Origin of the sequence: Mycobacterium sp. 852002-51163_SCH5372311, assembly GCF_001667115.1 — a bacterium.
Taxonomy (GTDB): domain Bacteria; phylum Actinomycetota; class Actinomycetes; order Mycobacteriales; family Mycobacteriaceae; genus Mycobacterium.
Map to the genome: position 1 here is coordinate 1 of NZ_LZIJ01000123.1, position 14,953 is coordinate 14,953.

At 63.9% G+C, this 14,953-nt stretch carries 13 protein-coding genes and 3 pseudogenes; 4 read left to right on the top strand and 12 right to left on the bottom strand.

The features are described 5' to 3' along the window. Positions 1 to 192 precede the first annotated feature (192 nt). The 3 genes from A5791_RS15335 to A5791_RS15345 form a co-directional block, all read right to left on the bottom strand. On the bottom strand, positions 193 to 987 hold the full coding sequence (locus tag A5791_RS15335; protein WP_369828079.1) for a sensor domain-containing protein: 795 nt from the start codon (positions 985 to 987) through the stop codon (positions 193 to 195). Positions 988 to 1,009: 22 nt separating this feature from the next. Beyond that, entirely contained in the window at positions 1,010 to 1,393 is a 384-nt protein-coding gene (locus tag A5791_RS15340) for a PPOX class F420-dependent oxidoreductase (RefSeq protein WP_067238293.1), read from the bottom strand. Between the two features lie 119 nt (positions 1,394 to 1,512). Next, complete coding sequence (locus A5791_RS15345) at positions 1,513 to 2,217, bottom strand: SDR family NAD(P)-dependent oxidoreductase (protein WP_067238297.1); 705 nt, start codon at positions 2,215 to 2,217, stop codon at positions 1,513 to 1,515. Between the two features lie 221 nt (positions 2,218 to 2,438). On the opposite strand from A5791_RS15345, the gene A5791_RS15350 reads away from it, so the two are divergent. Further along, a complete protein-coding gene (locus A5791_RS15350) occupies positions 2,439 to 3,047 on the top strand; it encodes a TetR/AcrR family transcriptional regulator (protein ID WP_067238299.1) in 609 nt (202 codons plus the stop codon). A 24-nt stretch (positions 3,048 to 3,071) separates the two neighbouring features. On the opposite strand, the gene A5791_RS15355 is transcribed toward A5791_RS15350, so the two are convergent. Next, on the bottom strand, positions 3,072 to 4,283 hold the full coding sequence (locus A5791_RS15355) for a cytochrome P450 (RefSeq protein ID WP_067238302.1): 1,212 nt from the start codon (positions 4,281 to 4,283) through the stop codon (positions 3,072 to 3,074). Between the two features lie 11 nt (positions 4,284 to 4,294). Next, the gene (locus A5791_RS15360; protein ID WP_067238305.1) at positions 4,295 to 5,131 is read right to left on the bottom strand and encodes a mycofactocin-coupled SDR family oxidoreductase; all 837 of its coding nucleotides are present in this window, start codon (positions 5,129 to 5,131) and stop codon (positions 4,295 to 4,297) included. Between the two features lie 270 nt (positions 5,132 to 5,401). Between A5791_RS15360 and A5791_RS15365 the strand changes: the two are divergent. Together A5791_RS15365 and A5791_RS15370 are read left to right on the top strand one after the other, a co-directional pair. After that, positions 5,402 to 5,554, top strand: a pseudogene (locus A5791_RS15365) (type II toxin-antitoxin system VapB family antitoxin); the annotation flags it as partial. A gap of 97 nt (positions 5,555 to 5,651) precedes the next feature. Continuing rightward, positions 5,652 to 6,036: pseudogene (locus A5791_RS15370) on the top strand (VapC toxin family PIN domain ribonuclease). 99 nt (positions 6,037 to 6,135) lie between these two features. Here A5791_RS15370 and A5791_RS15375 read toward each other — a convergent pair. From A5791_RS15375 to A5791_RS26050, 7 genes are all read right to left on the bottom strand, one after another. Beyond that, a complete protein-coding gene (locus A5791_RS15375) occupies positions 6,136 to 9,387 on the bottom strand; it encodes a LuxR C-terminal-related transcriptional regulator (protein WP_067238325.1) in 3,252 nt (1,083 codons plus the stop codon). Between the two features lie 219 nt (positions 9,388 to 9,606). Further along, the gene (locus tag A5791_RS15380) at positions 9,607 to 10,416 is read right to left on the bottom strand and encodes a DUF3060 domain-containing protein (RefSeq protein ID WP_067238318.1); all 810 of its coding nucleotides are present in this window, start codon (positions 10,414 to 10,416) and stop codon (positions 9,607 to 9,609) included. Between the two features lie 86 nt (positions 10,417 to 10,502). Further along, entirely contained in the window at positions 10,503 to 11,771 is a 1,269-nt protein-coding gene (locus tag A5791_RS15385) for a serine hydrolase domain-containing protein (protein ID WP_067238320.1), read from the bottom strand. Positions 11,772 to 11,863: 92 nt separating this feature from the next. Next, entirely contained in the window at positions 11,864 to 12,874 is a 1,011-nt protein-coding gene (locus tag A5791_RS15390) for an ABC transporter ATP-binding protein (RefSeq protein WP_067238321.1), read from the bottom strand. A gap of 437 nt (positions 12,875 to 13,311) precedes the next feature. After that, positions 13,312 to 13,746 carry a YkvA family protein gene (locus tag A5791_RS15395; protein WP_067238322.1) on the bottom strand — a complete coding sequence of 145 codons (435 nt, stop codon included), beginning with the start codon at positions 13,744 to 13,746 and terminating at the stop codon, positions 13,312 to 13,314. A 66-nt stretch (positions 13,747 to 13,812) separates the two neighbouring features. After that, positions 13,813 to 14,403, bottom strand: coding sequence for a cation transporter (locus A5791_RS15400; RefSeq protein WP_067238323.1), 591 nt, complete (start codon positions 14,401 to 14,403; stop codon positions 13,813 to 13,815). A gap of 78 nt (positions 14,404 to 14,481) precedes the next feature. Continuing rightward, positions 14,482 to 14,697, bottom strand: a complete 216-nt coding sequence (locus A5791_RS26050) for a hypothetical protein (protein WP_369828080.1) — start codon at positions 14,695 to 14,697, stop codon at positions 14,482 to 14,484. A gap of 1 nt (position 14,698) precedes the next feature. Between A5791_RS26050 and A5791_RS15405 the strand changes: the two are divergent. Then, positions 14,699 to 14,953 (top strand): annotated as a pseudogene (locus A5791_RS15405) (ATP-dependent DNA ligase); the annotation flags it as partial.

The window sequence follows — 14,953 nt, forward strand, 5'->3', positions numbered from 1 at the left end:
CGACAAGCCACACCTCACCCGGAGGTTCTTCTCACATCAACCCGACACGCCTGCTACCAACGTCCTGGCTGAGTACAGCTAGCGCCGGCGCTACCGGATTCCAAACCCGCGGCATGCCCGCCTTCCCGGTGCGGAAGTGACGGATTGACGAAATATTCGGCTACTGCGAACTATTCGCCCAACTGAATGTCCTCATCCGGGCACCTTGGCAGCAATCTGATTCGCGATGTCGATCGCCGAGTTCTTCGGATCCACGCTGCATGTGTTGACATCGATTATCACGTTGTTCTTCGCAACCAATGCCCGTCCACACGCTTTCCAGCCGGTGGCAGGAGGATCCTCGAGAGTCGTGACGGTACTCAGCACACCGTTGGCGTTGGATATCGCCCCCACGGTCCAGTGCGTCTTGGACTGGATATGGGTGTAGTCGCGGCAGGCCTGCCACTGCTGGGCGGAGGCGGTGAAGAAGTCGCCGGCTTTCTTCGCGGTGGGGAACAGCACCACTGCCTGCTCGGCGAAATGGGTTAGGTTGTTGCCGTCTTGGCGGTTCAGCGTCTGGTCGCGCTCAGCCATGAACCCGCTGTTGGCATAGACCTGGGCCTGTGCCGAGCCGTCGATGGCTAAGCACTCCTTGGGACTCATCGTGGCGCTGTCGTCGGACATCGTGTCGCGGCTGTTGGTGACTTTCATGTCAGTTGCTCCCATGACGGCGTTGATTTGCTCAGGCGCGAGAAGAAACCCCTTCAACGCACCCTCCGTAACGGGAGGCGGGGCTTTCGTTGTCCTCGTCGTCGTGGTGGTCGATGCTTTACGGCCTTGGCTGGGCTCGCCGTGACAACCGGCGGCGCAAATGCAGAGACCCGTAATAGCAACTGCCGCTACCATATTGCGCATGGCGCAGCCCGTCCCCACGTGACCGACAATCGATAGGCGCTCGTGCCGCGGCATGAATCCATACAAAAGATTATTGCGCGTCCGAGCCGACATTTCGTTTCAACTTGGCAGCGATCTAGGCCGGCTTGATCTCCAGGCCGACGTGCACCTTGTCGATACCGCCGCGAATGATCGAGTGCGCATAGAACCACAACGCGTGATACCAGTACCGTTTGAGCACGGCGTTGTACACCCGCCGGGTCTCGGACTTCGGCAGCACGCGCGCGACGGCTTCGACCTCTTCGCTTTTCGGCTTACCCAATGCCGCGCTCTTCGCGATCGTCACCATGGGCGTGTTCTTGATCCGCTTGGTTTTCCACGACCCGTCGTCGGTGATCACCAGTAGCCTGTCGCCATCGGGCGCTCCCCAGATCGGCGTCGGCTTCGGGTGACCGTCCTTGGTGAAGGTGGTCAAAAGCAGGTACTTGGACTTGATCACGTCGTCGAAACTGGGAGCCACGCTGCATCTCTTCCGGTCAGGGGATTCGGCACGAGATACCCCGACCGGCCGGTGCCCTAAACGTGTTGGTCAGCACGGTGCAGTTCGCAGCACCGAAAGTAATTGGCTCACTTCTGCGCTCAGGTGTTGCGGCCGCCGTTGACGCCGAGGATCTGCCCGGTGATGTAGCCCGCTTCTTCGGATACGAAGAATGCGCATGCGGCGGCGATATCCTCGGGACGGCCCACCCGGCGCACCGGGGTGCGGTTGATGTGATCCTCCACGGTTCCGCCGAGCAATTGTCGCCGCTCGGCGTTGCGCAGCATCGGGGTATCGATAAATCCCGGTGGCACGGCGTTGACGGTGATCCCGCACGGGCCGTATTCGAGCGCGAGCGACTTGGTCAGGCCGTTGACCGCGGATTTCGCCGCCACGTAGTGGGCCATGTACGGCTGGCCGGAGTGGGTGCTGGACGACGAGATGTTGACGATGCGTCCCCATCCGGCCTCGATCATGTCCGGCAGCACCGCTTGAATCGTGTGGAAGACGCCGTTGAGGTTCACGTCGATCACCCTGGACCACTCTTCGAACGACAGGTGCGTGAACTTCTTGAAGCCTTCCATCCCGGCCGCGTTGATCAGCACCAGGATTGGCCCGAGTTCCTCGCGGATCGCCGACATCGCGGCGTCGACCTCTGCCGGGTCGGTCACGTCGGCGACATGGCCGGACCCGTCGCCAGTGGGTGACAGATCGATCACGGCTACCCGAAAACCGTCGCCGCGCAGCCGTTCTGCGACCGCACGCCCGATTCCCGACGCGCCACCCGTCACGACAGCCGTCTTCACCCAACGCCACCTTCCTGAGCGATCGCCCAACCGATTGGCTTCACATGCCTACCACCCGGTGTCGACGGCGGTCAAGGGCGCCAGCTCAGCCTTGACCACCACCATCAAGAGATGGGAGCATGAGGCCTCCATGATTTGGGCGATCGCTCAACGGCCGACCGAAGGGAACTGAACATGCTTTGCTCGACGGTCCTCTATGTCGAGCCGGAAATCTGCCGGGCATGACGGCTTCCCAACGGCCGAAGGCGCGTGACTCGACCGCGCGCGACATGCTCGTCGACGCGACAAGCCAAATCATGGTCGAGGAGGGTTACGCCGCCGCGACCTCGCGCCGGGTCGCGGCCAAAGCCGGTGTCAAACCGGCTCTGGTGCACTACTACTTCCCCACGATGGACGAGTTGTATCTGGCCGTTTTCCGGCGGGGTGCCGCGGTCTACTTGGAGCGCCAGCGCGAGGCGTTCGCGTCCGACCAGCCATTGCACGCCTTCTGGGACACCCTTACCGAAGCCAAGGACACCCGGCTGTTGCTGGAGTTCATGGGACTTGCCAACCACCGCAAGGAAATTCGGGCAGAGATCGCGGCTTGGTCCGAGCGCTGGCGCGAAATGCAGATCACCGCACTGAACTTCATCGTTCGCGAACATGACCTCGACGCAGCCGAATTCCCAGCCGCGGGCTTGGCTGTCGTCATCGCCGCGATCGGCCGCACCCTCATCCTGGAGGAGGGGTTGGGCACGTCCAGAGGTCACGACGAGGCCGTGGCGCTGGTGCGCAGATTCCTCGACCGATTCGAGATGCCGACACCGAAGTCGCGCCGCGGGCGCAGCTGATCCTGCTCGCGCTGCTGGGTCGAATCAGGGCACTACGACGCGAAGCCGCTCCCAGCCGCGGACCGTGGACGTCGGCGCCAATTTCGCGGTGTCGTAATCGATCCCCCACTCCGGCCACCGGTTGAGCATTTCGTCGAGTGCCACGCGCCCTTCCAGGCGGGCCAAGTTGGCGCCTAGGCAGTAGTGCACGCCCTTGCCGAACGTGATGTGCGAGATGTTGTCGCGGTGGATGTTGAACGTGTCCGGATCTGTGTAGCGGCGAGGATCCCGGTTGGCGGCGCCGAAGAGCAACAGCATGGCGCTACCGGCTGGAACGGTCCTGCCGTAGCATTCGAAATCCTTTGCCATCCAACGCGCAACGTGAGGCCCGGTGGGCTCGAACCGCAGTGTCTCGTCGACGGCGCGATTCAGCAGCGACCGATCCTCATAGATTTCGCGGCGCTGATCGGGATGCTCGGCGAGCACCTTCGCCAGCCAGCCGATCAGCCGGCCCGTCGTCTCATTGCCCGCACCGGCCACCACTTGGGTGTAGTGCAGCACCTCCTTGCGGGTCAGCTTCCGGTCTACACCCTGGTCGTCCTCGAACTCGACGTTGAGCAGCTGGGTCATCAGGTCGTCGGACGGGTTCTTGGATCGCCATTCGACGTAGTCGGCGTAGATCCGTCCGTCGGCAATGGAGTCGGCATCCGCCACCTTCAGCGGCGCTCCGGGCTTGGTGCGCAGGTTGGCGTCATTCGCGTCGCGGACCGAGATCTGTTCTGACTCGGGGATTCCCAACAGCATGCCGATCACCCGCATCGGCATCATCGAGGCCAGTTCGGCGATGATGTCGAAGCTTTCCGAGCCGACCAGCGGATCCAGGCACCGAATGCAGTAGGCGCGGATCTGGTCTTCGATGGCGGCCATCCTGCGCGGGGTGAAGACCCGCGACATCAACCCGCGCAGCGTCGTGTGTTCGGGCGGGTCCTGGAACATCATCACGCCGCCGGGCATCTCGAACTTCGACTTGATCAGCTCCAGGATGTCGCTGCGCCGGTTGGAGAAGACCTGCCAGTTGGCCAGTGCCTGTTCGACGTCGGAATGCCTTGATATCGCCCAGAAGTCGTATCGTTCGTTGTAGTAGATTGGCGCCTCTTCGCGCAGTCGCGCGTAGACGGGATACGGGTCGGCGATGATGCCGGTGTCGTATGGGTCGTAGTAGACGTCCGTGTCGTTTGCGGTGTCGTTCAAGGTCATCGATGCTTCCTTTACTTCAGGCAACTGCCGGCATCGACCGGGAGCGCGACGCCGGTGATGTACCGCGCTTCGTCGGATGCGAGGAACAACACCGCGTTGCTGATATCTTCAGCGGTCACCCAGGGGATGGGCAGGTAGTGAAAGGTTTGGCACACTGGCGCAAGATCGTCGGGGCCAGGGTTTTCCAACTCGGGCCGAAAGCCGCGGTAAGTCTGCTCGTTCATCAACATCGGCGTGTTCACGTGAGTCGGCAGAACGGCGTTGACCCTGATCATCCGCTGTCCCAATTCGACTGCGAAAGAGCGCATCAGGCCGATCACGCCATGCTTTGCGGCCACATAGTGACCCATGTGCGAGTACGCCTTGGCGCCGGCGACCGACGAGGTCAGCACGATCGACCCGCCGCGTTTGCCGGCGAGGATGTGTGGAACGCCGGCCTTCACCGTCTTCCAAACCCCACTCAGGTTGACGTCGATCATCTCCTGCCAGATCGCCTCGTCTGTCTTGTGCAGCTTCCCCCCAGTGGTGCCGATCCCGGCGTTCGCCACGATAACGTCAAGGCGCCCAAGCTGTTCGACACCGTTGTCGACGGCGGCCTGCAGTGCGGGAGAGTCACGAACGTCGACCTCGGCGGTGAAGACGCGGCCACCCGCGTCCTTGACCATCCCCGCGGTGACGTCCAGGTCTTCCGGCGTCGCGCCGTCTGCGGGCGAAGCGTCGAATCCTCGGCAGATGTCGACGGCGATGATGTCGGCGCCCTCCTGAGCAAGCCGGAGCGCGTGGCTTCTGCCCTGCCCGCGCGCAGCGCCGGTCACAAACGCGACCTTGCCCTCCATCCGGCCCGGCATGCGACCTCCTATTTCAGACTTTTGGGCGATCGCCCAAACTTCTGGCTTGGCCATGTCTAGCAGCACCACGGCGACGTCGTCAAGATCGTTAGCGCGAGCAGACAGAGAATCGCGTAATTTCGGCACGAATTGTGCGATTCTGCGTCTGCTCGCCAGAGGTCACGAGGAGCGGGTGGGACCCGATATCAACGGCCAAACGCCGCCGGGCTGAGGCGATGTTGGCAATGTATCCTGAGTCGATACATTTCCCATGCTCCCAGGAGGCTGCCGGTGTCTGTCACACAGATCGACCTCGATGACGAAGCGCTGGCCAGCGTGATGCGGATCGCCGGTGTGCACACCAAGAAGGAAGCCGTGAACCTCGCGATGCGCGATTATGTCGAGCGGTTCCGGCGCATCGAGGCACTGGCCCGGTCCCGAGAGCACGCGAAGGACTGGGACTATGCGGGCTGGGTCGCCGCGCGGTCTGACGAGAAGGCCGTCGGGACTTGATCTACTTTTTGGTGGATTCCTCTGCGGTGTGGCGGATCCAACGTCAGCCGGAGCTCACCGAAGCCTGGACTTCGTCGATTTTCAGCGGTGCCGTCGGATCATGCGAACCGCAACGAGCCGAGTTCCGCCGATCGGCACGGAATGCGGACGAGTTCGACCAGATGAACCAGACCTTCCGCGACGTCTACCCCGACGTACCGGTGCCGAAATCTGTTTGGGGATGGATCGATTCGGCGCAGCATCGGCTCGCAAGTGTGGGAGCTGTGCGTGCACTCTCCGTCGTCGATCTGCTGATCTGCGGCACGGCGGCGGCCAAAGGCCTAGTAGTCCTCCATGACGATGCCGACTACGAACTCGCGCAGCGCCACCTGCCCGACGTCAGAGCGCGGCGCGTCGTTTCCGCCGACCAATAGCTTGCCGTCGCCCGCGCTGGCATGGCCGTGGATTTGTTCCGCCAGCAGACAGAGAATCGCGTAATTTCGGCACGAAATGTGCGATTTTGCGTCTGCTCGTCATACGTGGCGGGCTGCCTCCTGGACAAGCTGCACCCGCGAAGTCAGGCCCAGCTTCGAGTAGACGTGCGTGAGGTGGGACTGCACCGTGCGGGGTGACACGAAAAGCCGCGTCGCGATGTCGCCGTTGCCGAGTCCTTCGCTGACCAGTCGTACGACGTCGCGTTCGGTCGGTGTGAGCGAACCCCAACCGCTAGTTGGGCGTTTACGTTCGCCACGACCACGCCGGGCGTAGGCAACCGCCTCTTCGGTGGACAGCGCGGCACCCTCGGCCCACGCCGCTTCAAAGTCGGCCTCGCCCATCGCAATTCGCAGCGCATTGACCGAGGCTTCGTAATCGGCTTCCCAGACCTTGAGCCGTCCGATGTCCATGCGTTTCCGAAGAGCGGCTGCGGCACCGAAAAGTCGTCCCGCTTCCCGATGGCGGCCACTGCGCTCGGCCAAGGTGGCCGCGCATTCGAGGACGTCAGCAATACCCACAAAGGGAAAGCCTTCGGGGAGGTTCGCCAAAGCCTCCTGGATGTCGCGCTCAGCCTGCTCTGGCTCATTTTGCGCCATTGCCACGCGGGCGCGCGTCACCAATGAAAGTATCAGCGGAATCCAGCTTGGTGCCGACCGGACCGCGTCGTCGGCCCAAGCTCTGGCAGCGACCGGATCTCCACTCGCCAAGACGGCCTGCGCGATGAGGGGCCGCGGGTGCGCGGCATACGCCGGAAGGACCCGCGCATGCTGCCAAGCCGCCGCGGTGGCCTCCAGTGCGGTCCCGACATCGCCCGCCGCCAGGGCCGCAAATCCCAACGCTGAGTAGCAAATGCTTGAGACGAGAGGGCCAAATTCAGTCCCTGACTCGAGGCTTGCTTCGGCCGCGGCGCAGGCCGCCTCCCCGTCGCCGCGCCACGCCAATGCGGTGGCCTGGTGCGCGAGGTTTCCCCACGCAAGAATCCCGTCATGGGCGGCCATGGCCTCGGCGGCCACCGCACGGAATTGCGTCAGCGCTCCAGCGATATCGCTTTCGAGCATTTGCGCCAGACCGAGGCAGGTGCGGCAGTGTCGCGAGTTGAACGCGTCACCGATTGATGCAGCGAGATCGCGTCCCTCTTCGGCTGCCACGCGCGCAGCGACGGGGTCACCGAAGAGCAACGACGTGTGCGCCTGCCAGCCCAGGATTTGACTGAGCCTCCATTTGTCGTCTGAGAGGCGAGCGAGTTCGATCGCTTCGGCGAAGTACTGCCCTGGCAGCTCAGCATTGTGGGCAGCGGTCAGGCCACAGGCGGTCAGTGCTCTCACCAGCACGGCTGCGTCCCCAATGTCGCGCGCAACTGCCAGAGCTTGTTGCGCCTGTTTCACGTTGGGAGCGCCGATCCCGGAATCGAGCAACGCTTTGTCGGATAACGCCCGGGCGAGGACCGCTGCCGGCAGGCCCGGGTCCTGTGCAACGTCATCGGTGAGGACCGCGGCGAACCACGCGAACCCTTCCAGGACGCGACCCCGCGCGAACCACAGCGGCAGAAGCGACGACGCGAGCGTCAACGCCAGCTCGATATCGGAGTTTTCCCGGCTCCAGTCGAACGCTGCCCGCAGGTTGTCGAATTCCATCTCGGCCCGGTCGACATGCTTCTCATAGTCACTGTCTGCCGGCGCGTCGACAGCGGCGGCCATCGCGGTGTAGAAGTCGCGGTGACGCGACCGCACCGCATCCGCCTCGCCGGATTCGCCGAGCTTCTCCAGCGCGTACTGACGCACCGTCTCCAGCAGCCGGTAACGGGTTCGGTCCCCGCTGTCGTCCGCGACCACCAGCGACTTGTCCACCAACAGGCTGAGCTGGTCGAGCACCTGATAGCGCTCGACGTCACCAGAGCCTGCGACGGCTTGGGCGGCTTCGAGGTCGAACCCGCCGAGGAACACCGCAAGCCTGCGGAACAACACGCGTTCGGAAGCGGTCAACAGCGCGTGCGACCAGTCGACCGACGCGCGCAGCGTCTGCTGGCGGCGTACGGCCGTACGCGCCCCACCGGTCAGCAGCCGGAAGCGGTCGTGCAACGTGTCGACGATTTCGGTCAGCGACAACGCGCGCACCCGCGCCGCCGCGAGCTCGATCGCGAGCGGCAGTCCGTCTAGACGCCGGCAGATTTCGGCGACGGCCGCGGCATTGTCGTCGGTGACCGCGAAATCCGGCCGCGCGCGTCGGGCACGATCCGTGAACAGCTCGACGGCTTCGTCGGCCAGCGACAGCGACGGCACCCGCCAGCCGACCTCCCCTGATACGCCTATCGGTTCACGGCTCGTCGCCAACAGCGTCAAGCCGGCGGCACCGAGCAGAGCCATGATCAACTCCGCGCTCGCGTCCAAGAGATGCTCGCAGTTGTCCAAAACCACCAACATTTGCCGCTCGGCGACGAAACGGGTGATCGTGTCCATCGTCGAGCGGCCGGGTTGGTCGGGCAGGCCGAGTGCGCGCGCCACCGCTATCGGCACGACGTCGGGATCGGTGATCGGCGCCAAATCGACGTACCAAACGCCGTCGGTGAACTCGCCGGCCAGCTGCCCGGCGATCTGCACGGCGAGCCGAGTCTTGCCCACCCCGCCGGCGCCGGTCAGGGTGACCAGCCGGTTGTTGGCCAACAACTCCCGCACTTCGGTCAGCTGCGGATCGCGGCCGACAAAACTCGTGAGCTGCACCGGAAGGCGCTGAGACACAACGCCTTTGGGGTCGCGCAGCGGCGGGAACTCGTTGACGAGGTCGGGATGACACAGCTGTACCACCCGTTCGGGGCGCGGCAGATCGCGGAGCGCATGGACACCCAGGTCGGTCAGCCATGCGCCGGCCGGAAGCCGGTCGACCACCAATTGCTCTGTCGCACCGGACAATACGGTCTGGCCGCCGTGTCCCAGATCGCGTAGCCGCGCGGTCCGATTGATCGTCGGCCCGACGTAGTTGCCTTCGTCGCGCAGCTGTATCTCGCCGGAATGGATGCCGATGCGTAGGCGGATCGGAGCCAACGGGGCGCGCTGCAACTCCAGCGCGGCGGCCACCGCATCCGAGGCACGAGTAAACGCCACCACAAAGCTGTCGCCCTCGCCCTGCTCGACCGGCCGCACCCCGTCATGCCTGGCGATGGTTTGCGACACCGTCTCGTTCAAACGGGCAATGGCAGCGGTCATCTCAGCGGGCTGGGTTTCCCAGAGCCGCGTCGAACCCTCGACATCGGCCAGCAGCAACGTGACCGTGCCAGTTGGCAAGAGGCCGCTCACGTCAACTTCGCTCCAGTCCACCGGCGACAGGTCCGCGCGTCGATCGATCTCGCTCATGTTAGCCAGCATGCGTCGCCGCACGTGGCAAAACATCAGCGGATACGCGGAGATCGGCGCCGATCGGGGGCGGAGATTTCCGACCGCGAGCAGACGCGGAATCGCACGCGGAGAGCTCGCACAATGCGATTCTGTGTCTGCTCGCGGGTCAAACGGTCAAAGTCAACGTTGATTCACGTTGTTGTTGCGGCCTGAATTGGTGACCTTCGGCGAACCGGTGTGGTAAGTCACCGCGTTGTTGTAGCTGTAACCCGCAAACTCGACGGTGTCGACGCTGTCGCACTGCACCTGATTGTGATACAGCGAGACCTTCAGGCTGCCGCAGTGACCGGTGACGGTGACCCGGCTGCCGTAGTTGCTGATTGCGATGCCTTCAATGCTGTCGGCCTGTACTCGGTTGCCATAGGCGGAGAGCGTCAGGCTGGCACAGTGGCCGCGAGTGGAAAACGTGTTGCCGTAGCCCGCGAAACTCAGCTTGCCGTCATTGCAGGCGTTCTCGGTGATCGCGTTGCCGTAGCCGGATACCTCGATGCGGTCGGCATTGTCGACCTTGAGATGAGTGGCGAATCCGCGCACCTGGAGGCTGGCGCAGTGGCCGGTGACGTTGACGGTGCTGTTGTTGGCATTCAGCGTCAGGTTCCCGTCGTTGCAGGCGATCGTGTCGTTGGCCCCGTTGCCCCCAAGGCTGAAGGTGGCACCGTGCTCGAGGGTGATCGGTACGTCGCTCGTCGCTCCGCCGCCGTTGATGTTGGCGGTCGTATTGCGCACCGATTTGATCCCCCAGACCACCGCGATCGCGATCGGCACCAGAATCGCCAGGGCGACGAAAGCGAGCAGCGACCAGCGCAGTCCCGCCCGGCGCGGCGGGGACGTGAAGCCGGCGTCGTAAAACGGACCACCGGCCGTCGGGGTCGGCCCGCCGAACCCGCGTTCCAGCTCACGGATCCGTTTCTCGGGATCGTCGTCTTTCATTCGCCACATGGTCCCACAGCAAACCAGGATGCGCGCCTACCTCAGCGACTTCGTCGACGCAGACAGGGTTTTCGTGATGCGCCGGCTCACCCCAGGGCTTGCGCTCCCGCTTCGCGATAGGACGAACCGAACTGCGGCACCGCGTGGAAGCCGCTCTTCGAGACGGCCGTGATGGCACGTCGCAGCGGCGCGATCAACAGCGCGAAAAGGGCCATGTCGACGACGATCGGCGTGACCAGCCGATTGTGCACGAACGCGAACGAGCTTTTGGTGGCCGGATCGGCCCACCCGATCGTTCCGCCCAAGCCGGCGTGACCGTACCCCCGCAGCAGGCCGGGCACCGGTGATCCGTGATAGCCCAGGTGAAACGACATCGGAAACACCAGATTCAGGTCCGGCCGCAGACTGATCTTGCCCAATAGGCCGTCCGCCAATTCCGAAGACAGGAACTGACTTCCGTCGATTCGGCCCCCGTTGGCCAGCGCACCGTACATCTTCGCCAGCGCGCGGGCGGTCACCACCGCATTGACCGAGGGGATCTCACTGTCGAGGAATGGGGTGTCGCCCTGCACCAGCGAGGTGATGCCCGGGACGTACATTGCGCCCAAGCCACCGGCTATCGGGGCCTCGGCAAGCCTCGGCACGAGGCGATCGATCAGCGGGTTGGCCCGGGTGTTTTGCGGAAACATGATCTGGGCAACTTTGGTTGGCGCATCCTTCGGTGGCCGCCCGAGATGCAGACCGTCGGTATCGAGTGGTTCCGCGATCTCGCGACGGAACAACTCGCGCATGCCCATCCCGGTGATGGCCCGGGCCAGTCCGGAGACCAGCCAGCCGTAGGTGAACGCGTGATACGCCGCGCGTCCGGCGTATCGATCCACGGGCGCGGCCGCGATCCGCTGCTCCATCGAGCGGTGATCCAACAGTTCGTCTTTCGTGACACGCTGCAGGTGCGACAGCCCAGCCCGGTGACGAAGCATGTCGCGCACGATGATGTCCGCCTTGCCGTTGGCACCGAACTCCGGCCAATACCGTGCCACCGGCTCGTCATAGGACAGCAGCCCGCGGTCGACGAGCCTGTGCAGGACCGTCGCGGCCACACCCTTGCTTGCGGAGAAGACCATGGCCCCGGTGTCAGCCGTCCAGGGCACCTCGCCGTGCCGATCGGACCAGCCGGTCCAGACGTCGACGACGGGTTCACCCTGGACGTACACCGAAAGTGAGCCGCCCCCGAACCTGGGATCGCAAAACAGCTTCGCGAAGGTTTGGACGGCACAAGAGAACCGTGGGTCGGCCGCGCCTTGCACGTGCTTCGGCAAACCGCTGCCGGCTTCCAGATGCGGTTTTCGTGTCATGGCATGATGCTGTAGCGACGCTGAGACATGAGAACCATATTATCATTGCTGGATAAGCACATTCTCCGCGCCCGGCAACCCGCCGCCCCCAGTCAGCGGCTGCGCGAGCCCGCCGATGCCATGTCAGAGTCCTCGAGGTCGGCGCGGATGGCCTCTTGCGCCTTCGGCGGCAGCGAGTGCAACATTTGGCGCACCCGAGACCTCCTGCGCTCGACGGCCTTGCGCTCCGGCATCCCCGGCGTCGCGACGACCTGCGGCGGCACGCCTTCGATCTCCTCCACACCGCCGGCGTGCTGACCGGCATCCACCATTGCCTGCTCTTCAGCCATCGTCGCCTCGTCCTTTTCCTCCGACATACCGATCGGGCCGATCCTGCGGCCGTTGAGGAACTGTCCGACAACCGGTTCGTCGCTGGTCAGCAGCACCTCGCGGGGACCGAACATCACCAGGTGCTTGCGGAACAGCATCCCGATGTTGTCCGGAACGGTGCGCGCGACGTTGATGTTGTGCGTCACGATCAGGATCGTTGCGTCGATCTGCGCATTGATGTCGATGAGCAACTGGCACAGGTACGCGGTGCGAACCGGGTCCAGGCCAGAGTCAGGCTCGTCGCACAGGATGATCTGCGGGTCGAGCACCAGTGAGCGCGCCAGTCCGGCGCGTTTCTTCATACCGCCGGAGATCTCACCCGGATACTTCTTTTCGTCGCCCTGCAGACCCACCAGCGCGAGCTTTTCCATGACAATGTCGCGGATCTCGCTTTCCTTCTTCTTGGTGTGCTCGCGCAACGGGAACGCGGTGTTGTCGTATAGCGTCATCGAGCCGAACAGGGCGCCGTCCTGGAACATGACTCCGAACAGCCTGCGGATTTCGTACAGTTCTTTCGCTGACGCCTCGATGATGTCGACTCCGTCGACGATGATGCTGCCGCGTTCTGGACGCAACAACCCGATCAACGACTTCAAAAACACCGACTTACCGGTCCCCGACGGGCCTATGAGTCCGCTGACCTCACCCGCCGGGATGTTCATCGTGACGTCCTCCCAGACGCGGGTGGAGCCGAAGGACTTGGTCAGGCCTGCTACTTCTATTCCGATGCCCACTTGTGTTCCTTTGGTTGGTCGTGCGTGCGGCTCCAGCCCGAATGGCGATAGGTCTGGGGTAACCGCTTAACCGCTGCGCAATCACGCTGAGGCAAAGCTCTTGACCAACAGCCTGAAATCGCCGGGCGGTCGAGGCGCGCGCGACGTCCAGCCGATCGCGAAAAAGCGCAAGAATTTTGCAAGGTCTTCAGCGCAGAATAAGCGTTGTCGGCCGCCGCGACCGTCTGCATCGGGATGCACCCTTCCGCGAAGGGAACTCACTTGAACAGCACCCACACGCACCATTTGTCGGTTCCGGCGGGTGGCGTGGCGGCTGCTTGGTCGACAAGGTGCTGAAGAATGACGGCGCGGCGAATTCGTGACGGACGGGCTGGGGCCGGGCGGCCGTCCGCCCGGCGCACTCGATCAATCCCGCACGATGCTTAAGGACGAGGGCGCTACCGCATCGCGCTCTTCCCCGATTTGTCAAGGGCGGTGATGTGGCAGAGTGCAGCGAATCCATCGGCGCTGCCAGGCCAGTGTTCCTGCACCGCACCGATTCCGGCTCGGCGCACGACGCTGCGCAGGATCGCTGTGATGATGATCGCGTCGTCCGCGTAGCCGAGCACGGGTATGAAATCGGGTATCAGATCGAAAGGTAGCGCCAGGTAGGCCAACAACATCCACAGCCGGATTCGTACACCGACCGGTAGCGTCTCGTCTGCGGCGAGGCGGCGGATGAGGCGCAGTACATCCGGAAGGATGCGGATGGCCTCGCGCATCAATCCGCTGCGCGGCCGCAGGATCGTGAGTCCGGCTACCAGGGCCACCCACGCCAGGATGAGCGCCGCGGCGATGCCAATTGCGACGCTCCACCAGAACGACCCGTTCACGCGACCTCTCCATCAGCCACGGCGGCATGAATCCGCCGGTTATTCTTCGCGGTTGACCCGACCGGGTCAAAAGGCTTCTTTGGCCTCGCGCACGGCGTACAGCACGAGGACGTATCCCGCGAGGGGGTCGGCCCACCACCAGCCGGCGATGGCGTTGAGCAGCAGGCCGCACAGAACGGCAGCTGCAAGTAGACCATCGATGAGGGTGACGCGCCCTTCTGCGGCCAGGACGGGGTTATCCAGGGCGGCGCCCGTTTTGGTCTTGCCGGCAGCCAATCCGAACATTGCCGCTGCGGTAATTGCGGTCCAGACAATGCCGAGGGGTGAGTGCCGAGGATGAAAACCTGTGACCAACACGACGGTCGACTGCACCAGCAGGTACAACGCCAGGGCGGCAAAGCCAGCGCCGATGAGCCGCAATGCGAACCTTTCACGCGCGTAACCCGTGCCGGAGAGCTCCCAAATGACTACCAGTGAGGCTCCGATCTCGATCAACGAATCCAGACCGAAGCCGACCAAGGCCACCGACCGGGCCTGGATGGCGGCTACCGCCAGGACTACGATGCCGACCGCATTCCATGTCAATGTGGCGTATTCGAGGGCAAATCCACGCCGCAACAAAGATTGGCGTGCGGCCGGATCTAGGGGATGACCCACCCGAGGAGTCTCACACGCTGCCGACACCGCTGAGATTTCCCGTCCGCCTTTCGGCGCCGTAACGGACGCGGCATCGCGTCACTTCGGCTTGTTCTTGCCGGTCAGGTCCCTGTCCTTGCTGGGCTGTACGCGTTTCGGCTCCCCCGGCATCTTGGGATAGTTCGGCGGATACGGCATGTCGCCGAGTCCGCGCTCTTCGTCGGCCGCGGACATTTCCAGCAATGGAGCAATCGACTGTGCGAGTTCGTCCATGCCGGCCCAGGGATCGTCGCGGCGCCGCACCAAATCGGGCACGGTGGCCACGTCATGGTGGAAGGAAGAGCGCGGCCGGCGGATCTTTATCGACTTCAACCAGAACGCCCGCGACCGCACTATGGCGTCGGCGTATTCGGTGCGGCGCACGCCTATCGCGACCGTGTCGACGCCGCTGACTTGGGACGACCTGGCCGGCGCTGACCCCGACGACTACACCATGGCCACCGTGCCCGATTTGGTGCGGCGCCGCGACGATCCCTGGGCCGGCATGGACGAACTCGCACAGTCGGGAGCT

What these genes read in the sequence shown, in the direction of transcription:
- A5791_RS15355 (WP_067238302.1), bottom strand. Translation starts at nt 4,283, where the DNA reads ATGACCTTGAACGACACCGCAAACGACACGGACGTCTACTACGACCCA.
- A5791_RS15350 (WP_067238299.1), top strand. Translation starts at nt 2,439, where the DNA reads ATGACGGCTTCCCAACGGCCGAAGGCGCGTGACTCGACCGCGCGCGAC.
- A5791_RS15335 (WP_369828079.1), bottom strand. Translation starts at nt 987, where the DNA reads ATGTCGGCTCGGACGCGCAATAATCTTTTGTATGGATTCATGCCGCGG.
- A5791_RS15385 (WP_067238320.1), bottom strand. Translation starts at nt 11,771, where the DNA reads ATGACACGAAAACCGCATCTGGAAGCCGGCAGCGGTTTGCCGAAGCAC.
- A5791_RS15380 (WP_067238318.1), bottom strand. Translation starts at nt 10,416, where the DNA reads ATGAAAGACGACGATCCCGAGAAACGGATCCGTGAGCTGGAACGCGGG.
- A5791_RS15360 (WP_067238305.1), bottom strand. Translation starts at nt 5,131, where the DNA reads ATGCCGGGCCGGATGGAGGGCAAGGTCGCGTTTGTGACCGGCGCTGCG.